Annotated in this window: 15 protein-coding genes and 2 pseudogenes; 14 read left to right on the forward strand and 3 right to left on the reverse strand. The window is 74.4% G+C overall.

Annotated elements, in window-relative coordinates:
- The first annotated feature begins 32 nt into the window (after nt 1–32).
- The 5 genes and pseudogenes from BUE41_RS27145 (at nt 33) to BUE41_RS27165 (ending at nt 4,324) form a co-directional block, all read left to right on the forward strand.
- Nucleotides 33–737: a ribosomal RNA small subunit methyltransferase A gene (locus BUE41_RS27145; RefSeq protein ID WP_073460190.1), complete on the forward strand. Its 705-nt coding sequence runs from the start codon at nt 33–35 to the stop codon at nt 735–737.
- An 82-nt stretch (nt 738–819) separates the two neighbouring features.
- Complete coding sequence (locus BUE41_RS27150) at nt 820–1,602, forward strand: hypothetical protein (RefSeq protein ID WP_234997616.1); 783 nt, start codon at nt 820–822, stop codon at nt 1,600–1,602.
- Nucleotides 1,603–1,759: 157 nt separating this feature from the next.
- The gene (locus BUE41_RS27155; protein ID WP_234997617.1) at nt 1,760–3,586 is read left to right on the forward strand and encodes a DNA polymerase Y family protein; all 1,827 of its coding nucleotides are present in this window, start codon (nt 1,760–1,762) and stop codon (nt 3,584–3,586) included.
- 39 nt (nt 3,587–3,625) lie between these two features.
- Entirely contained in the window at nt 3,626–3,910 is a 285-nt protein-coding gene (locus BUE41_RS27160) for a MerR family DNA-binding transcriptional regulator (RefSeq protein WP_073460192.1), read from the forward strand.
- 76 nt (nt 3,911–3,986) lie between these two features.
- A pseudogene (locus BUE41_RS27165) lies at nt 3,987–4,324 on the forward strand (thioredoxin family protein).
- 6 nt (nt 4,325–4,330) lie between these two features.
- Here the strand turns inward: BUE41_RS27165 and BUE41_RS27170 are convergent.
- Nucleotides 4,331–4,981 carry a TetR/AcrR family transcriptional regulator gene (locus tag BUE41_RS27170; protein ID WP_073460193.1) on the reverse strand — a complete coding sequence of 217 codons (651 nt, stop codon included), beginning with the start codon at nt 4,979–4,981 and terminating at the stop codon, nt 4,331–4,333.
- A gap of 65 nt (nt 4,982–5,046) precedes the next feature.
- Here BUE41_RS27170 and BUE41_RS27175 point away from each other — a divergent pair, with 65 nt between their 5' ends.
- The 3 genes from BUE41_RS27175 to BUE41_RS27185 all read left to right on the forward strand — a co-directional run bounded on the left by BUE41_RS27175 (nt 5,047) and on the right by BUE41_RS27185 (nt 8,327).
- Complete coding sequence (locus BUE41_RS27175; protein WP_073460194.1) at nt 5,047–5,625, forward strand: NADPH-dependent FMN reductase; 579 nt, start codon at nt 5,047–5,049, stop codon at nt 5,623–5,625.
- On the forward strand, nt 5,622–7,046 hold the full coding sequence (locus tag BUE41_RS27180) for a DHA2 family efflux MFS transporter permease subunit (RefSeq protein ID WP_073460195.1): 1,425 nt from the start codon (nt 5,622–5,624) through the stop codon (nt 7,044–7,046). Before BUE41_RS27175 ends, BUE41_RS27180 begins: the two co-directional genes overlap by 4 nt.
- A 153-nt stretch (nt 7,047–7,199) precedes the next feature.
- Nucleotides 7,200–8,327, forward strand: a complete 1,128-nt coding sequence (locus tag BUE41_RS27185) for an AI-2E family transporter (RefSeq protein ID WP_234997618.1) — start codon at nt 7,200–7,202, stop codon at nt 8,325–8,327.
- Between the two features lie 66 nt (nt 8,328–8,393).
- On the opposite strand, the gene BUE41_RS32560 is transcribed toward BUE41_RS27185, so the two are convergent.
- Nucleotides 8,394–8,522 (reverse strand): hypothetical protein, encoded by a 129-nt coding sequence (locus BUE41_RS32560; RefSeq protein ID WP_268794559.1) that lies wholly within the window; start codon nt 8,520–8,522, stop codon nt 8,394–8,396.
- 152 nt (nt 8,523–8,674) lie between these two features.
- Between BUE41_RS32560 and BUE41_RS27195 the strand changes: the two genes are divergently transcribed.
- The gene (locus tag BUE41_RS27195) at nt 8,675–9,598 is read left to right on the forward strand and encodes a YhjD/YihY/BrkB family envelope integrity protein (protein ID WP_073460196.1); all 924 of its coding nucleotides are present in this window, start codon (nt 8,675–8,677) and stop codon (nt 9,596–9,598) included.
- On the opposite strand, the gene BUE41_RS27200 is transcribed toward BUE41_RS27195, so the two are convergent.
- The gene (locus BUE41_RS27200; RefSeq protein WP_073460197.1) at nt 9,578–12,118 is read right to left on the reverse strand and encodes a winged helix-turn-helix domain-containing protein; all 2,541 of its coding nucleotides are present in this window, start codon (nt 12,116–12,118) and stop codon (nt 9,578–9,580) included. The genes BUE41_RS27195 and BUE41_RS27200 overlap by 21 nt on opposite strands.
- A 184-nt stretch (nt 12,119–12,302) precedes the next feature.
- Here BUE41_RS27200 and BUE41_RS27205 point away from each other — a divergent pair, with 184 nt between their 5' ends.
- From BUE41_RS27205 to BUE41_RS27225, 5 genes and pseudogenes are all read left to right on the forward strand, one after another.
- A complete protein-coding gene (locus BUE41_RS27205; RefSeq protein WP_073460198.1) occupies nt 12,303–12,686 on the forward strand; it encodes an SHOCT domain-containing protein in 384 nt (127 codons plus the stop codon).
- Nucleotides 12,687–12,701: 15 nt separating this feature from the next.
- Entirely contained in the window at nt 12,702–14,165 is a 1,464-nt protein-coding gene (locus BUE41_RS27210) for a Na+/H+ antiporter NhaC family protein (protein WP_073460199.1), read from the forward strand.
- Between the two features lie 13 nt (nt 14,166–14,178).
- Nucleotides 14,179–15,636, forward strand: coding sequence for a basic amino acid/polyamine antiporter (locus BUE41_RS27215; protein WP_073460200.1), 1,458 nt, complete (start codon nt 14,179–14,181; stop codon nt 15,634–15,636).
- A gap of 155 nt (nt 15,637–15,791) precedes the next feature.
- Nucleotides 15,792–16,885 (forward strand): annotated as a pseudogene (locus BUE41_RS27220) (arginine deiminase).
- 78 nt (nt 16,886–16,963) lie between these two features.
- Nucleotides 16,964–18,211, forward strand: coding sequence for an amidohydrolase (locus BUE41_RS27225; protein WP_073460201.1), 1,248 nt, complete (start codon nt 16,964–16,966; stop codon nt 18,209–18,211).
- Nucleotides 18,212–18,234 lie beyond the last annotated feature (23 nt).

The following is an 18,234-nucleotide window of genomic DNA, read 5'->3' on the forward strand; positions in this document are numbered from 1 at the left end:
CTCCCCGATCGACGTGAAACGCAGGTCTTCTTATGTCCACGCATGTCCGCTGGGCTGGTGGCGGGCGCCACGAGCTCGGCCAGAACTTCCTCGTCGACGGGCGCGTCGCTGCCTGGATCGCCCGTCTCGTCCCGCCCGGCCCGGTCGTCGAACTCGGGCCGGGCGCCGGGGCCCTCACCCGGCACCTGATCGCCCGGCCCGACCCGATCACCGTGGTCGAGATCGATCCCCACCACGCGGCCGCGCTGGAGCGCCGGTTCGGTCGCCGCGTCGCCGTGGTCCGCGGCGACATGCTGCGGTTCCGTGAACGGCGGCCGCACCACGTGGTCTCCAACGTGCCGTTCGGCATCACGGCGCCGCTGCTGCGGCACGTGCTCGGGCAGTCGAGCTGGTGCACTGCCGTGCTGCTCCTGCAGTGGGAGGTGGCCCGCAAGCGGGCGGCCGTCGGCGGTACCACCCAGCTCACCGCGCTCTGGTGGCCGTGGATCGACTTCACGCTGGCCGGGCGCGTACCCGCGGACGCGTTCCGGCCCCGCCCGTCGGTCGACGGCGGGGTGCTGGTCATGGTCCGCCGTGAGCGGCCGCTGCTGGACGCGCGCCGGCGCGGGGCCTACCAGCGGTTCGTCGTCGAGGCGTTCCGCGCTGGCCAGGTGGCCGGGCGGCGCCCGCGGGACCTCGACGCCCGCGGATGGGTGATGCTGTTCGACCGCCTTGCCCGGACGTCCCCGGTGCGTTAATCTTCGAACATCAGTTCGATACACCGTCTCCCCGCGGTGGCTCGGAAGCAGGTCCTGAGTTCGCGGGAGAGGTCTGTTCGGCATGATGCACGCAGCGGTTCGAGCCGCCTCCGAGGAGCGGCTCGCCCTTGCCCGGGGGCTGCTCGCGCGCGCTGAGCAGTCCCGGGCCGCCGATCCGGGGGCGGACGTCCTCCCCGTGGCCCAGCCGCTGGCCCGGCTGTTGCCCGGGGCGGGGCTGCGCCGCGGATCCACGGTGGCGCTCCCCGGCCCGGCGGGGGCCACGTCGCTGTTGTTCGCGCTGCTGGCCGAGGCATCGGCGGCTGGGTCGTGGATCGGGATCGTCGGGCGACCCGATCTCGGGGTGGTCGCCGCCGCCGAGGCCGGACTGGCGCTGGAGCGGCTCGCGCTGGTGCCGCGGCCGGGCCCGGACCTCGTACCGGTGGCGATGGCGCTGCTCGACGGGATGGACGTCGTCGCCGTCGCCCCCGCGGGACCCGTCGTGCCGTTCGCCGACCGGCGGGCCCGCTCGCCCGGCAGGCCCGCCGTGGTGCGGGCCGCGGAGCGTCAGCGCCTGGCGGCCAGGGCCCGACAGCGCGGTGCGGTGCTGCTGGCGCTGGGGGAGTGGCCCGGTGCCGATCTCGAGCTGAGCTGTGCCGGGGGCGGCTGGCGCGGGCTCGACGCCGAGCGGGGCCGGCTGCGGGCACGCACCGCCGTCGTGCGCCGCGGCGGCCGGGGCGCCGTGGGCCGCGGTGGGGAGGTCCGGCTGCTCCTGCCTGGTCCCGATGGCCGGGTGGCGCCCCGGGCATCGGTGGCGGCGACCGATGCGCAGGCGGGCACGGTTCCGGCGATCCGGGCCGCGGGGTGAGCCGTGGTGGATGGGAGGAGGTGATCGATCGAGAGGTGCGGTCGGTGCCGGCCCGGGTCCCGCCGGCCGGGGAGCGGTGCGGGGCCCGGGCGGCGACGATCCCGTGCGGCGGTGTCGAGAGGAGACCGAGCGAGGTCGAGGGGGGAGGTGTGCCGGCGTGGCCGATCCAGTGCGGGTGCTGGCCGTGTGGGTGCCGGACTGGCCGGTCGTGGCCGCCGCGCGGGCCGCGCACGTCCCGCCCGACCGCCCGGCGGCCGTCGTGGCCGCCAACCAGGTCGTCGCCTGTTCGGCACCTGCCCGCTCCAGCGGGGTGCGGCGCGGCCTGCGCCGCCGGGAGGCGCAGGCGCGCTGTCCCGAGCTGGCGATCTTGTCCGTCGATCCCGAGCGCGACGCGCGCGCGTTCGAGCCGGTGGTGGTGGCCGTCGAGGAGCTGGCCCCCGGGGTGGAGGTGGTGCGGCCCGGGCTGGTCGCGCTGCCCGCGCGCGGCCCGGCCGGGTTCTTCGGCGGGGAGCTGGTCGCCGCCGAGCGGATCATCGACCACGTGGCGGCCCGCACCGGTGTCGAGTGCCAGATCGGGATCGCCGACGGGCTGTTCGCCGCCACGCTGGCCGCCCACCGCGGGCTCGCGGTCGCCCCCGGCGACACCCCGGCGTTCCTCGCCCCGCTGGACGTGGCTGAGCTCGATCGTGAACCCGGCAGCGACCGCGCGGAGCTGGTCGATCTCCTGCGCCGGCTCGGGTTGCGCAGCCTCGGGGCGTTCGCCCGGCTCGATCCGTCCGACGTCGCGTCCCGCTTCGGGGCTGATGCGGTGCTCGCGCACCGGCTCGCCCGTGGCCTCGATCCCCGGCCGCCGGTGCGGCGCGCCCCGCCGGTGGAGCTCACCGTCACCCGAGAACTCGATCCGCCCGTCGACCGGGTCGACGCTGCCGCGTTCGCCGCCCGCGGGCTCGCCGAACGGCTGCACGCCACCCTCGCCGGGCACGGTCTGTCCTGCACCCGGCTCGGGATCGGCGCGCGCACGAGCGGTGGGGAGGTGCTGCACCGGGTGTGGCGGTGCGCGGAGCCGCTCACCCCGCCCGGCACCGTCGACCGGGTCCGCTGGCAGCTGGACGCGTGGCTGACGAACCGGGTGCGCACGGGCGCGCACGATCCCGGGGAGGAGTCCGGTGCGCTGGTCGAGCTGTGGCTGGTGCCGGAGGAGACCGTGCCGGCCGGGGAGCTGCAGCTGGGGCTGTGGGGCGACACGGGGCTCACCGGTGAGCGGGCCGGGCGGGCGCTGGTGCGGGTGCAGGCGCTGCTGGGGCCGGAGTCGGTGGTCACCCCGGTGCTCGTGGGCGGCCGCGACCCGGACGAACGGGTGCGGCTGGTGCGGTGGGGCGACGACCGGGCGATCGAGGGTGCCGTCACCGAGCTGGAGCCGCCGCCACCGGCCCCGCTGCCGGAGCAGGGGCCGCTGCTGCCGGCCGAGCAGGTGTGGGAGCGGCTGGGGCCGCGGGACGCCCCGGCGACCGCGCCCGCCGGTTGGCCGGACGATACGGTGCAGCGGCACGGGCGCGTTCCGGTGCCGGTCGCCGAGCCGGGCACGGTGCGCTCCACCAACCGGCACCGGCCGCCCGCGCCCGCCCGCACGTCCACATCGCGCACGATCCGCGAGCCGCCCGCGCCGTGGCCCGGCCGGTTGCCGTCGCCGTCCCCGGCCACGGTGCCGGCGGAGCCGATCCCGGCGCGGCTGCACGCGGCCGACGGGCAGCCCGTCGTGCTCCGCGCCGCCGATCAGCTGTCCGCGGCGCCGCACCGGCTCACCGTCGTCGACGGTCCGGACGTGGAGATCACGGGCTGGGCCGGACCGTGGCCGGTGTGGCGGCGCTGGTGGACCCCGGCGGCGCCGCTCACGGCCCGGCTGCAGGTGCTGTGCGCCGACGGGTCGGCGTTCCTGTTGCTCTCGAAGGAGGGGCGGTGGTGGGTCACGGGGATCTACGACTGACACCCCATGCCGTCGGCGTGGAGATCTACCGTCGGCCCGGTGCGGATCGGCGAGATGAGCGCGCGGTCGGGAGCAACCCGGCGGGCGCTGCGGCACTACGAGGAGCTGGGCCTGCTGCCGGCCCGGCGGCGGGCCAACGGGTACTGCGAGTACGACGAGGTGGACCTCGTCCTCGTCGCGGAGATACCGCCTCGTGGAGCTGGGCTTCGCCCGGGAGGAGCCCGGCCGTTCCTCGAGTGCCTGCGGCGGGGTTCCCCCGCGGGGGCAGCTGCCCCCGCGGCCCAGGAGGTGCAGCGGCGCAAGCTCGCCGAGGTGGACGCCTGATCGCCCGCCTGCAGCAGATCCGTGCGGCGCTGGTAGCGCCGTCACCCGCGTGCGCGCGCAGCCCGGAGGGAGTGCGATGAGCGGTCTGGTCGCGGTCACCGACGTGACGTTCGACGAGCTGGTGCTGGGCGCGCGGCTGCCGGTGCTGCTGGAGTCCGCCGCCGACTGGTGCCCGCCGTGCCGCATGATCGAGCCGGTGCTGCGCAGATCGCCGATGAACATGCCGGGCGGCTGGTCGTGGCGCAGCTCGGCACCGACGCCGACCCGGCCACTGCCCTGCGCTACGGCGTCGTGGGCATGTCCACGATGAACCTGTACGTGCGGGGCGAGGTGGCGGCGCAGGTGGTCGGGGCACGGCCCAAGGCGGCGCTGCTGGCAGCGTTCGCCGGGCGCCCCGACGGGCCCACCGGCTGAGCCGGGTCAGCTCTGCGGGGTGCGGTAGCCGTGGAGGAACACCCGCACGCCCGCGGTGACCATCTCCGTGATCTCCTCGGGGGTGGGTGGCTCCCCCTCCTCGGCGCGGACCTCGGACTCGAACGTCGTCAGCGCGATGAGGTGCAGGGCGGCGCGCTCCGGGTCGGTCACCCGCAGCAGACCCTCGGCGGCCAGCTCCTGCAGCCGGTGGGCGATCTCCCGCCGCACGCGGCGCCGGCCGGCTTCCTGCCACTCCTCCCGCAGCTCGGCCGGGAAGTGCGGGCCCTCGACGTCGATCATCCGGACCAGTGCGAAGTGCTCGGGGAACTCGGCGCGGTGGGCCACCAGCGCGCGCCCGATGACCGCGAGCCGGTCCTCCAGCCCGGCCCCTGCGCGCATCCCCCGCTCGACCTGGTCGACGAAGGCGTCGGCCACGACCGTGGCGCTTTCGGCGAGGACCGTCGTGAACAGCCGCTCCTTGCTGGGGAAGTGCTTGTAGAGGGTGCGGGTCGACACGCCGGCCTCGCGAGCGATGGCGTCGGTCGTGGTGCGGGCGTACCCGTCCCGGCCGAAGACGGTGCGCGCCGCGCGGGTGATGGCGTCGCGCTTCGCCGGCCGCCCCCGCCGCGGTTCGCCGGGCTGATCCGTTCCGTCCACGTGACCTCCGCCGTCTCGTGCGCTATTTTCTGCTGTATACGGTTTACTTTACATCGGGAGTCCTCATGGAGGAACTGCAGGTCGGCATCGTCGTGGGCAGCGTCCGGCCCGGTCGCCGCGGTACGGCGGTCGCCCGCTGGGTGCACGAGCACGCAGCGCGCCGCGCCGGGCTGGCGGCAGAGATCGTCGACATCGCCGACTACGACCTGCCGGTGCTCGACGAGCCGCTGCCCGCCGCGTACGGCCGCTACGCACAGCCGCACACCGAGGCGTGGGCGGACGCGATCGCCGCCTTCGACGCGTACGTGTTCGTGACGCCCGAGTACAACCGCTCCATCCCCGGGCCGCTGAAGAACGCGATCGACTTCCTGTACGCCGAGTGGCACGACAAGGCGGCCGGCTTCGTCAGCTACGGCATCGACGCCGGTGGGGCGCGGGCGGTCGAACACCTGCGCGTCGTGATGGGGGAGCTGCGAGTCGCCGACGTCCGCGCGCAGGTGGCGCTGTCTCTGGAGGCGGACTTCAGCGGGGAGGAGTTCATCCCGCGCCCCGACCGCGGCCGCCAGCTGGACGCCCTGCTCGACCAGCTCGCGGCCTGGGGCGCCGCGCTGCGGACCGTGCGGCACCCGGCCGCGGTCCGATGAGCACCGCTCCCGACTCCGCAGCCGACTCGTCGGCGGTCGACGCGCCGATCCCGTGGCGGGTCTGGCGGCCTGCGCTGGTGATCGCGTTCGGGGCGTTCATGAGCCAGCTCGACGCCTCGATCGTCACCGTCGGTCTCGCCTCGATCGCGGCCGACCTGCGCGCCGATCTCGCCGACGTCCAGTGGGTGGGCAACGCGTACCTGCTCGCGCTGGGGCTCTCACTACCGGCGTGCGGTTGGTTCACGCGCCGCTTCGGCGCCGGCCGGGTATGGCTGGCATCGCTCGCCGGCTTCACCGTGACCTCCGGGCTGTGCGCGCTCGCGACCGACGTCGGCCTGCTGGTCGCCTTCCGGGTCGCGCAGGGCCTCACCGCGGGGTTGCTCCTGCCGGCCGGGCAGACCGTCCTCGGCCAGGCAGTCGGCCCGCAGCGCCTCGGCCGGGTCATGGCGACCCTGGGCATCGCGGTCACGCTCGGCCCCGTGGTCGGCCCCGCGCTCGGCGGGCTCCTCCTGGACGTCGCGTCCTGGCCGTGGCTGTTCCTGGTCAACCTCCCGATCGGGGCGCTCGTACTGGGGCTCGGCCTGAGGTACGTGCCGCGGGAGCGGCCCGCCGACCACCCCGGCAGGCTCGACCGGCTCGGCCTGGTGCTCGTCGGCACCGGGGTGCCGCTGCTGATCTACGGGCTGAGCGTCTGGGGCGAGCAGGGCGCGGTGGGCGCCGCGCTCGGGCCGGTCGTCGCGGGGGCGCTCGTCCTCGCTGCGTTCGCCCGGCACGTCCTGCGCACTGCACACCCGCTGCTCGACCTGCGCCTGTTCGCCAACCGCTCCTACGCCGCCGCCACGGCCACCGCCGCCCTCACCGGCGCCGCGCTGTTCGGCGCGATGCTGCTGTTCCCACTGTGGTTCCAGCTCGCCCGGGGCACCGGGGTCGCCGAGACGGGCGTGGCGCTGATCCCGCTCGGCGTCGGCACGGCGCTGGTCCTGCCGCTGTCGGGGCGGCTGGTGGACCGCTTCGGCGGCGGCGTCGTCGCCCTGTGCGGCGGGCTCGCCCTCGTCGCCACCACCGCGCCGTTCGCGCTGCTCACCCCGGACGTCGACGGGCTCGTCGTGCCCGGCCTGCTGTTGCTGCGCGGCGCGGCCCTGGCCGTCGCCGTGACCCCGGCGACCATCGCGGCCTACCAGGCGGTCGCCCCCGCGCAGCTGCCGGACGCCACCACGCAGGTCAACATCCTGCAGCGGCTGGGCGGCGCGCTCGGCGGCACCGTGTTCGCCGTCGTCCTCGCCGGCGCGCTCCCGCACGGCGTGGCGAGCGCGTTCCACACGGCGTTCTGGTGGCTCACCGCCGCCTCGGTGCTGGGCCTCGGCGCGGCGGGTGCGCTCACCGCCGCGCAGCGCCGCGATCGGCGGGCGGCGCTGGGCTGATCCGGTGACGAACGGGGACACGACCCGGCCCCGCGCCACTAGGGTCGGCGGGATGTCTGCCAGGTGTGCCCGTACCCGCGCCGGGACGGGTCGTGGAGTACCGGTCGGCGGAGGATCCGCCGGCGCACCGCGCGATCCCGTGCCGCGGTCGTGGTGAGCGCGGCACCGCCGGACGAGGTCGCTCCGGCAGACCCGGCGGAGGTGCCTGCGGAGGAGCCCGTGGCCCAGGCGGGCGGCGCGATCCCGCGTGCGGTCGCGGTGGTCGGGTTCCTGGCCGCGGCGGTCGTCGTGGCGGCCGGGATCGCGGCAGCAGCGTGGCTGGTCACGCCGGTGTTCCTCGGCCTCGTGATCGTGGTCATGGTGTACCCGCTGCACGCCCGGATGCTGCGGGCGGGTTGGCCGGGCTGGCTCGCCGTCACGGTCCTGGTGATCGCGGTCTACGCGGTGGTGCTGGTCTTCGCCGGCGTCGTGGTGTTATCGCTCGCCCGGCTCGCCACCGCGTTGCCCGGCTACGTCGGCGAGGCGAACGCGCTGCTGCGCTCGCTGCTGTCGGTGCTGGCCGAGCTCGGCGTCGGCGCTGAGGAGCTGCGGGTGCTGGCTTCGGCGATGGACGCCGGCAAGCTCGTCGGGATCGTCGGCGGCGTGCTGCAGGGGATCACGTCGCTGGCGGCGAACCTGGTCTTCCTGCTGTCGCTGCTGCTCTTCCTCGGCATCGAGGCCACCGGCGCGCGCGCCCGCCTGCAGGTGATCGCGGCGAGCCGGCCCGGCGTCGCCGCCGCGCTCGTGGACTTCGCCGGGGGCACCCGCCGCTTCCTCGCGGTGACCACGGTGATCGGGCTGGTCACCGGTGCGGTGGACACCGTGTTCCTCTGGGGAGTCGGGGTACCGCTCGCGCCGCTGTGGGGGCTGCTGGTGTTCGTCACCAACTACATCCCCTACGTCGGTTTCTGGATCGGGGCGATCCCGCCGGTGCTGCTCGCGCTGCTGGTCGGAGGCTGGGGCACGGCGCTGCTGGTGGTCGCGGTGTTCCTCGTGGTCAACTTCGTGCTGACCTCGGTCGTGCAGCCGAAGTTCGTCGGCGACGCAGTGGGTCTGTCGGTGTCGGTCACGCTGGTCGCGCTCGTGTTCTGGGCCTGGCTGCTGGGACCCCTCGGCGCGGTGCTCGCCGTCCCGCTGACCCTGCTGGTGAAGGTGCTGCTCGTCGACGCTGATCCACGGGCCCGGTGGGCCGACGCGCTGGTGGGGACGACCCCGCGGCCGATCAGCCCGGGATCCGGTTGATCGCGACGACGGTCAGCCCGAGCGACTCGAGCAGCCGGATCACCCCGTAGAGATGGGCCTCGTCGGTCATCGGCCCGGACAGGACGGTCTCGGGGCGGCGACCTCGACGGTCATGCCCTCGCTCATGGCCTGCACGGCCTCCCGGGCCGCAGGGGAGAGGTGCCCGGCGACGCGGAACTCGTAGCGCGGCAGCACGGCTGCTCCTTCCCGTGGGTGGGACGGCCTGCGGTCCCGGTAACCTGCCCCAACCGGCGGGTCCTCGGCTCCCCTCCCGCGGGGGAGGTCTCGGCTCCGGGCGGGCCCGCCGCGGAGTCCCCGGGCCCGCGGGCGGCGCGAGGGAGCAGGCGGTGAGCACGTCGATCGGGGACCGTGCCGCGGCGCTGCGCGCCTGGGTCGCGGAGTTGCCGCAGCGCCATCCGTGGGTGGAGCGGTGCCGCCGCACGATGCGCCACTACTACGCGCACCGGGGCAATCACCTCGCTCTGGCGGTGGCGTTCGCGACGGTGCTGGCCGCGGTACCGCTGTTGATGATCCTGTTCTCCGGAGCGGCCTACGTTCTGTGGTGGCGGGCGTCGCTCGTCACCGATCTCGAGACGTGGTTGCTGGGGGCGGTGCCGCGGTCGATGCGGGAGCTCGTGCGGCCGGCCATCGACACCGCCATCGGGCAGCGCGTCCCGGTCGGCTCGATCGGGATGCTCGCGACCCTCTGGGCCGGCATGACGTGGATGTCGGTGGTGCGCGAGGCGGTGTCGGCGATGTGGGGCCTGCCGCCGCTGCTGCCGGCGTCGCCCCGGCGGGTCCTGCGGGATCTCCGTGCGCTGCTCCTGCTCGTCACCGCGGCGCTCAGCTCGTTCGTGCTGGTGGCCGCGTCGTCGGCGCTGATCGGTTCGGCGCTCGACCTGTTCGGGCTCGCCGACGCACCCGTCGTGCGGTGGCTCCTGGTCCTCGGCGGAGCGCTGTCCGGCTTGGCGATCAACTGGGTCGCGCTGATGTGGGTGCTGGCCCGCTTGCCGGGGCTCGGTACGCCGTACCGGGCGGTGGCCGGGCCGGCCGCGGCCGGGGCGCTCGCGTTCGAGGTGCTGACGGTGGCGACCACAGTGACCGTCGGTGCGGCCAGCAGCACCGTGAGCGGGGCGCTGTTCGGCACCGTGCTCACCGGGCTGGTGTTCCTCTTCGCCACGAGCCGGATCCTGCTGATGCTCGCGGCGTGGACGGCCCTGTCCGCCGGGGCCGGGCTCCCCGGGCAGACCCTAGGGGAGCAGGCCGAGTGACTCGGCGCGCCGGACCGCGTCCCGGCGGGAGTGCGCGCCCATCTTGCTGTACAGCGCCTTGACGTGCGTCTTCACGGTGTTGACGGACACGGTGAGCTCGTCGGCGATCTCGCCGAGCGGCTGCAGGCTGCGCAGCATGCGCAGGATCTCCCGTTCGCGCGGGGTGAGGGCGAGCGCTCGGCCGGGCATCGACCGGGCGCGCCGCAGGCGCAGGACCTCGCGCGCGCAGCCGGCGAGGGACGTGGTGCGGGCCGGGTACCCGGCGAGCAGCCGCGCGACCGGTTCCGGGGCGAGGACGAGCGGCCGCAGTGCGCCGCTGCGGTCGGCCGCTACCACGGCCTCGTGCAGGGCGGAGCGGGCTCGGCCGCGCTGGTCGGTCGCCAGCGCGATCGCGCAGGTCAGCACCTGTGCCTCGATCGAGGACCAGGGCACGAGCGGGGGCAGGTCCCCAGCGGTCACCTCGGCCAGGCGGCGCTGCGCGGCGCTGAACCGCGAGATCGCCGCGGCCGCGGCGGCCTGGAGGATGGCCAGCTCGGCTGTTCCGCCGAGGTGCACCGCGACCCGGTGGAGCATCTCCCGGGATCGGTCGCGGTCCCCGGTGACGTGCACGAGCAGCGCGACCGCCGCGATCTGCTCCGGCTGGTGCAGCTGCGGATCGAGGGCGTCCCGGGCGCGGTCGAGGAGCTCTCCGCCGGCCGCCGGATCGCCGAGCTCGTGGTGCGCGGCTCCGGCGTGGGCGAGCACGACCGGGGCGATCACGGAGAAGGTGGCGGGCGCGTCGGGCTCGGGGGAGCGGAGGAAACCGGCGAGGAGCTCGAGCGTGCGCTGCGGGTCGGCGGACAGGAGCGCCCCGTGCGCGCGGAGCACGGCGCAGACCGCGTGGCCGTCGCAGTCAGCCCAGCCGGGTGAGCTGCGCACCCCGAGTGCCTCGGCGCGCTCGGCGGCCTGGGCCATCTCCCGGTAGCGGCCGCGCAGGCAGGCGACGGCGGCGCGGTAGGCGACCGCCCGCGCGGTGAGGAGGGCGTCACCGCGGATCACCTGGTCCGCCGCGGTCAGCACCGACTCGGCGTCGTCGAGACGACCGGCGGCGACCGCCTGCGCGGCGAGCAGCACCGCGTCCGAGCCGTCGGCGGCGAGCCGGCCGTCGGCCGGTGGATCGGTGCACCGGTCCGACAGCAGCTGCAGCCAGGCGTTCGCCCGGCGCTGCGCGGTGACGACCTCCTCGGGCGGGTCGGCGGGCAGCAGCGCGCGGGCTCGCCGCAGGTCCAGCGCGGCGGAGGTGCGGTCCCCCTGCCACGCCTCGACCACGGCGCGCAGCATCACCAGCTGCGGATCGGCTTCGACCACCGCCGTGGGCAGGGCGGCCAGCGCGCTCGCGACGGCCCGCCGGTGACCGCGTTCGAGGAGCGCGAGCCCGTGCTCGCGCAGCACGCCCGCGGCCTGCTCGTGGCGGCGGGCGGCGAGGAGGTGGGGCAGCGCCTCGACCGGTTCGTCCCGGTCCAGGTAGCAGGTGGCGGCCCGGTCGTGCAGCTCGGCGAGCCGATCCGGTCGCCTGCGGCGCAGATCGGCCTGCAGGTGGGCCGTGAGCAACGGGTGGACGCGGAACAACTCCCGGCGGGGGCCGTAGGTGGAGACCAGCCCGGTGGAGCGCTCCAGGGCGTCGAGGACATCGCCCGCGTCGACCCGGCCGGCCAGCCGCGTGGCCAGCTCCGCGTCGAGGTGGTCGCACACCCCGGCCGCACGCAGGACGTCCAGCGTCTCGCCGGGCAGGTGCGACAGGATCTCCGAGACGAGGAAGTCGGCGACCGGCCGCGAGCTCGCGACCAGATCGTCGAGGACCGTCTCCGGGGACCGGCCCACGTCGCCGAGGCCCAGCAGGAGCAGCCGCAGCGCGCCGATCCAGCCCCCGGTCAGCTCGACGAGCCGGTGCACCGTTGCAGTGTCGATCGGTACACCGGCCAGCGCACACACCTCCTCGGCCTCGTCGGGGCGCAGAGCGAGCTGCTCGGCGCGCAGCTCCCGCAGCTCGCCGGAGAGCCGCAGCCGAGCGAGCGGGATCGCGGGGTCGTGCCGGCTCGCCAGCACGACGCGGAGCGGATCGGGGCGGTAGCGGACGAGGTGGTCCAGCACGGCGAACGCGCTCAGGGGCGCCTCGTGCACGTCGTCGAGCACGAGCGTGACCGGTTCGGCCAGTGCGGTCGTGACCGCCTCCAGCGCGGCCAGGAAACCGGCCGGCCCGGCCGGGGCGCGGCCGGGAAGGCCGGGCGGGACCACCGGGCAGGCCTGCAGGGCGGCCAGTATCCCCGTCGGCAGCGCCGTGGCGTCGTCGGTGTCGTCGATCGTGAGCCAGGCGATCGAGCGCTCGCGCTGCGCCGCCCATTCGGCGAGTGCGCTGGTCTTGCCGTATCCGGCCGGGGCGCTCAGCAGCACGACCGGACCGTCGTCGAGCAAGGCGGTCAGCCGGGGGCGGGATCGGTGGCTGCGGGAGGTGAGCGGGAGCGCCAGCTTGCCGTTCCGCACCGCGGAGGGGCGGGAACCCGGTGGACTCGAGCGTTCCCGCTCACCCGTCACAGCGGTCCAGCGTACGGGCCGTGTCCAGGGCGTCCGGCCGGGCAACGGGTGAACTCTCACCCGCGGTGGAGGAAGACCCCGGCTCGGCCGGGTCGCGACCATGCGAGGTCCGTCGACCCCGGGAGCGGACCTCATGGACTTCCTCCACGATCTCGGCAGCTTCTTCTGGACCCTGTTCTGGCTGTTCGCCCTCGTGGCCTACCTGTTCGCGCTGTTCGGGGTGATCACTGACCTGTTCCGGGACCAGGAGCTCGCCGGCGGGTGGAAGGCCGTGTGGCTGCTCTTCCTGTTCTTCCTGCCGTTCCTGACCGCGCTGACCTACCTGATCGTCCGCGGCCGCGGGATGGCGGAGCGCAGCCGCATGGCAGCGGTCCGCCAGCGGGAGGCCGTCGACGCCTACATCCGCGACGTCGCCGGCGGGACGGCGGGCGAGCTCGCCAAGGCCAAGGAGCTCGTCGACGCCGGGGCGCTCACGCCGGAGGAGTTCGACCGGCTCAAGGCGAAGGTCCTCGCCTGAGACCGGTGATCCGCCGTGGACACGCCGGTTCGCGAGCCCTCGATGCTCGCCGCGGTCGTCCCGATGATCACCCTCGTCGTGCTGATCGGCGGGGCGCTCGCGCTGTTCGGGCTGGCTGCGCTGGACGGGCCGGTGCAGGTGGCGCTCGTGCTCTCCTGCGCGGTCGCGGCGCTGGTGGTGCTGAGGAACGGCCACCGCTGGGAGGAGCTGCAGGCCTCCGGTCAGCGGGCGCTGTCCTCGGTCACCAGTGCGATCTTCATCCTGCTCGCGGTCGGTGCACTGATCGGGGCCTGGAACATGTCCGGCACGATCTCGACGCTCGTCTACTACGGCCTGCTGGTCCTCGCCCCCGGCTGGTACTACGCGGCGTCGGCCCTGATCTGCGGCATCGTCGCGATGTCGATCGGCAGTTCGTGGACCACGGCCGGCACGATCGGGGTCGGCCTGGTCGGGATCGCGACGCTGCTCGGGGTCTCGCCCGCCATCACGGCGGGTGCGGTGATCTCGGGCGCTTACCTGGGCGACAAGCTCTCCCCGCTGTCGGAGCCCACGGTCCTGACTGCGCAGATGGTCGAGGTCGATCTCTACGCGCACATCCGGAGACAGGCCTGGACGTCGGTTCAGGCGTTCGTGATCGCCTTCGTGCTGTTCCTGGGTCTCGGGCTGTGGTTCGGGCCGGACCGGGTCCCGACCGTCGGCGAGGACGTGGAGCTCGCCCGGCTCGGGGAGATCTTCTGGATCAACCCGGTGAACCTGCTGCCGCTGCTCCTGCTCGTCGTGCTGTCCGTTCGCACGGCCCCGGCCTCGCTCGCCCTGCTGGCCGCGGCGCTGTTCGCAGGCGTGCTCGGCACGTTCACCCAACCCGGGGTGGTCGCCGCGTTCGTCGACCGGCCGGGGCTCGACCCGGTGCGGACGGGCGTCATCGCGGTCTGGGACGCCGTCGCGACCGGGTTCACGATGAACTCCGGCCTGGCCGACGTCGACCGGCTGCTGTCGCGCGGCGGGATGGCCAGCATGCTGCTCACGCTCTGGATCATCATCGGAGCCGTCACCTTCGGGACGATCCTCGAGGAGTTCGGGCTGATCAGCCGCCTCGTCGTGCCGATGGTCGCGGCCGCGAAGAGCACCGGCCGGCTGTTCCTGACGGTGTTCGTCTGCGCGTTCGGGCTCAACGTCGTCGCCGGCGACCAGTACATCGCGCTCGTCCTGCCGGCGCGGGTGTTCCGGGTGGAGTTCGCCCGCCGCGGTCTCGCTCCGACCAACCTGTCCCGGCTCGCCGCGGACAGCGGCACGGTCACCTCGCCGCTGGTGCCGTGGAACTCCTGCGGCGCGTTCATGGCCGCGGTGCTCGGCGTGCCCACGCTCGCCTACCTGCCGTTCTGCTTCTTCAACATCGCCAGCCCGGTGCTCAGCGTCGGCTACGGCATCACCGGATTCCGGATCGAGAAGGCCGCGCCGGCTCCCGAGCAGACCGGCTGAGGGGAGTGCGTTCATGACCGCGTCCGACACCGGTTCGTCCTCCGGGACCTCCACCGCGGCGACCCTGCGGCTGCCGGCTCTCACCGGGATGGTGGTCGGCTCCATGGTCGGTGCCGGCGTGTTCTCGCTGCCCAGCAACTTCGGCCGCGCCACCGGCGTGCTCGGCGCGCTCATCGCCTGGGCCGTCGCCGGCGCGGGGATGCTCATGCTGGCGCTCGTCTTCCAGCAGCTCGCCGTGCGCAAGCCCGACCTCGACGCCGGCGTCTACGCCTACGCCAAGGCCGGGTTCGGCGACTACCCGGGGTTCATCTCCGCGTTCGGGTACTGGGCGAGCGCGTGCGTCGGCAACGTCACCTACTGGGTGCTGATCAAGTCCACCCTCGGCGCCGTGCTCCCGGTGTTCGGGGAGGGCGACACGATCACCGCGGTCGTGATCTCGTCGGTCGGGCTCTGGGCGTTCGCGTACCTGATCATGCGCGGGGTCAAGGAGGCCACCGGGATCAACGCGGTCGTGACGATCGCCAAGATCGTCCCCATCGTCACCTTCGTGGTGATCGTGATCTTCGCGCTGGACGCGGGGGTCTTCGCCGAGAACTTCCTCGGCGGTCAGGGGTACGACACCGGGCTCGGAAGCCAGGTGCTGTCCACCATGCTCGTGACCGTCTTCGTGTTCCTCGGCGTCGAGGGCGCCAGCGTCTACTCCCGCTACGCACGCCGCCGGGAGGACGTCGGCCGCGCCACGGTGGTCGGATTCCTCGGTGTGCTCGCCCTGTTCGCGTCGGTGACGATCCTGTCCTACGGCGTGCTGCCCCGTCGCGAGCTCGCCGACATGCGACAGCCGTCGATGGCCGGGGTGCTGGAATCGGTCGTCGGGCCGTGGGGTGCGGCGTTCATCGGCATCGGCGTGATCGTGTCCGTGCTCGGCGCGTACCTGGCCTGGACGCTCATGGCCGCCGAGGTGCTGTTCGTCGCGGCGAAGAACTCCGACATGCCGCGGTTCCTGCGCCGGGTGAACGCGAAGGACGTCCCGAGCGCCGCGCTGCTGCTGACCAGCGGGCTCAGCCAGGTCGTGCTGCTGACCACGCTGTGGTCGGACGACGCGTTCACCTTCACCCTCAAACTGTGCACCTCGCTGTCGCTGGTGCCGTACCTGCTCGCGGCCGCCTACGCGCTGCGCCTCGGGGTGACCCGGGAGACCTACACCGGTGCCGCGGCCCGCGGGTACGCGCGGGAGTTCACGATCGCGGCGGCCGCGACCGTCTACACGCTGTTCCTCGTCGTCGCCGCGGGCGCCCAGTTCCTGCTGCTGTCCTGCATCGTCTACGCGCCGGGCACGGTGTTGTTCCTCCTGGCTCGCCGGGAGCGGCAGCAGCGCGCCTTCACCCCCGTCGAGCTGGGGTTGTTCGTCCTCGTCGTCATCGGTGCGGTCGCCGGGATCGTCGGCCTCGCCACCGGCTGGGTCCGCATCTAGGAGTGGTGTCCGTGTCCGAACCCGTCTCCGCAGGCTACGGCGTCCACTCCGAGGTGGGCAGGCTGCGCAAGGTGCTCGTCTGCGCTCCGGGGCTGGCCCACCGCAGGTTGACCCCGACGAACTGCGACGACCTGCTGTTCGACGATGTGCTGTGGGTGGAGAACGCCCAGCGCGACCACGCCGCGTTCACGGCCGAGCTGCGTGCCCGCGGGGTTGAGGTCGTCGAGCTGCACGAGCTGCTCGCCGAGACCCTCGCCGTCCCGGGCGCGAAGGACTGGCTGCTCGACCGCAAGATCACCCGGACGAGGTGGGCCTCGGACTCGTCGAGCACACCCGCGCCTACCTGGACAGCCTCGATGACCGCGCACTCGCCGAGCACCTGATCGGCGGGCTCGCCACCGCCGAGCTGCCCGGGGACGTGCGCCCGTCCTACATCGCGCTGACCCGGGAGCAGTCGGGGGTGCGCGAGTACCTGATGCCCCCGTTGCCGAACACCCTCTACACGCGCGACACCACGTGCTGGGTCTACGGCGGGCTCACCCTCAACCCGCTCTACTGGCCGGCGCGCCACGACGAGACGCTGCTGATGAAGGCGGTCTACGCGTTCCACCCGGACTTCGTCGGCTCGACCGTCTGGTGGGGCGATCCCGAGCGCGATTGGGGCCTGGCCACCTTCGAGGGCGGCGACGTCATGCCGATCGGCAACCGCGCCGTCGCCGTCGGGATGAGCGAACGCACCTCCCGCCAGGCGATCACGCAGTTCGCCGCGGCCCTGTTCGAAGCGGGGACGGCCGACCGGATCGTCGTCGCCGGCATGCCCAAGCTGCGCGCCGCCATGCACCTCGACACCGTGTTCACGTTCGCCGACCGTGACCTGGCCACCGCCTACCCCGACATCGTCGACCACATCCACGCGTTCTCCCTGCGGCCGGGCGACCGCACGCCGGTCGAGGTCACCGAGGAGAAGATCTCCTTCGTCGACACGATCGCCGACGCGCTGGGCCTCGACCACCTGCGCGTCGTCCCGACCGGTGGCGACGTCTACGCCAGCCGGCGCCAGCAGTGGGACAGCGGCAACAACCTCGTCGCCGTCGAGCCCGGGGTCGTCTTCGCCTACGACCGCAACACCACGACCAACGCGCTGCTGCGGGAGCAGGGTGTGGAGGTGATCGACATCGTGGGCGCCGAGCTCGGTCGCGGCCGCGGCGGCGGGCACTGCATGACCTGCCCCATCATCCGCGAGCCGTAGACCGCGATGCGGATCCCGACCGGTCGACGGCTGACCGGCGGACGAGCCGGCCGGGGTGGATCGGGCTACCCTCGTCCGATGCCCACAGGCGACACGTCGGGCGATGCGGCCCTGGCCGGTCTCTACCGTGACCTGCACGCTCACCCCGAACTGTCGTTCGCCGAGACCCGCACGGCCGGGATCGTCGCCGCCCGGATGCGGGCAGTCGGCCTGGAGGTGACCGAGGGGGTGGGTCGAACGGGGGTGGTCGGCGTCCTGCGCAACGGCGACGGGCCCACGGCGCTGCTGCGCGCCGACATGGACGGGCTGCCGATGCGCGAGGACACCGGGCTGCCGTATGCCAGCACCGCCCGCGGCATCGATCGGGACGGCGCCGACGTCCCCGCCGCCCACTCGTGCGGGCACGACGTGCACGTCACCTGCCTGCTCGGGGCGCTGGCGGAGCTGGCCGCGGAACGCACGGCGTGGCGGGGCACCGTCCTGGCGGTGTTCCAGCCCGCCGAGGAGATCGGCCAGGGCGCCCAGGCGATGATCGACGACGGTCTGTACGAGCGGTTCCCGGTGCCTGCGGTGGTGCTGGGCCAGCACGTCGCGCCGCTGCCGGCGGGCACGCTGGCGGTCCGGCCCGGCCCGGCGTTCGCCGCCGCGGACGCGGTGCGGATCGTGCTGCACGGCCGCGGTGGCCACGGTTCCCGCCCCGAGACGACCGTCGATCCGGTGGTGATGGCCGCGGCCACGGTGATGCGGCTGCAGACGATCGCGTCGCGGGAGGTCTCCGGCACCGACACCGCGATCGTCACCGTCGGGGCGCTGCGGGCCGGGACCAAGGAGAACATCATCCCGGACGATGCGGAGCTGCTGCTCAGCGTGCGGACGTTCGACGAGGGTGTCCGCCGCCGCACGCTCGACGCGATCACCCGGATCGTGAACGCCGAGGCCGCCGCCTCGGACGCGCCGCGTCCCCCGGACATCGCGCCGATGCACGGGTTCCCCGCCGTCGTGAACGACGTGGACGCCGTGGCCCGCACCCGACCGGCGCTGGAGGGCGTCGTCGGGGCGGAGCGGGTGTTCGATCCGGGCCCGGTCACCGGCAGCGAGGACGTCGGGCTGCTGGCCACCGCCGCCGGTGCGCCGTGCGTGTACTGGCTGCTCGGCGGCGCGGATCCGGCGGCCTTCGCCCGGGCCACGTCGCAGGAGGAGGTCGTCGCCGTGGTCGCCGAGCTGCCGTCGAACCACTCCCCGCGCTACGCCCCGGTCATCGAGCCGACGATCACGGTCGGGGTGCAGGCGCTGGTCGCCGCCGCGCACGAGTGGCTCCCGGCGTGACGCGACCTCTCCGGAAGGGGAGC

Origin of the sequence: Pseudonocardia thermophila, from assembly GCF_900142365.1 — a bacterium.
GTDB classification, from domain to species: Bacteria; Actinomycetota; Actinomycetes; order Mycobacteriales; family Pseudonocardiaceae; genus Pseudonocardia; species Pseudonocardia thermophila.

What these genes read in the sequence shown, in the direction of transcription:
- BUE41_RS27150 (WP_234997616.1), top strand. Translation starts at nt 820, where the DNA reads ATGATGCACGCAGCGGTTCGAGCCGCCTCCGAGGAGCGGCTCGCCCTT.
- BUE41_RS27145 (WP_073460190.1), top strand. Translation starts at nt 33, where the DNA reads ATGTCCACGCATGTCCGCTGGGCTGGTGGCGGGCGCCACGAGCTCGGC.
- BUE41_RS27175 (WP_073460194.1), top strand. Translation starts at nt 5,047, where the DNA reads ATGGAGGAACTGCAGGTCGGCATCGTCGTGGGCAGCGTCCGGCCCGGT.
- BUE41_RS27215 (WP_073460200.1), top strand. Translation starts at nt 14,179, where the DNA reads ATGACCGCGTCCGACACCGGTTCGTCCTCCGGGACCTCCACCGCGGCG.
- BUE41_RS27225 (WP_073460201.1), top strand. Translation starts at nt 16,964, where the DNA reads ATGCCCACAGGCGACACGTCGGGCGATGCGGCCCTGGCCGGTCTCTAC.
- BUE41_RS27180 (WP_073460195.1), top strand. Translation starts at nt 5,622, where the DNA reads ATGAGCACCGCTCCCGACTCCGCAGCCGACTCGTCGGCGGTCGACGCG.
- BUE41_RS27205 (WP_073460198.1), top strand. Translation starts at nt 12,303, where the DNA reads ATGGACTTCCTCCACGATCTCGGCAGCTTCTTCTGGACCCTGTTCTGG.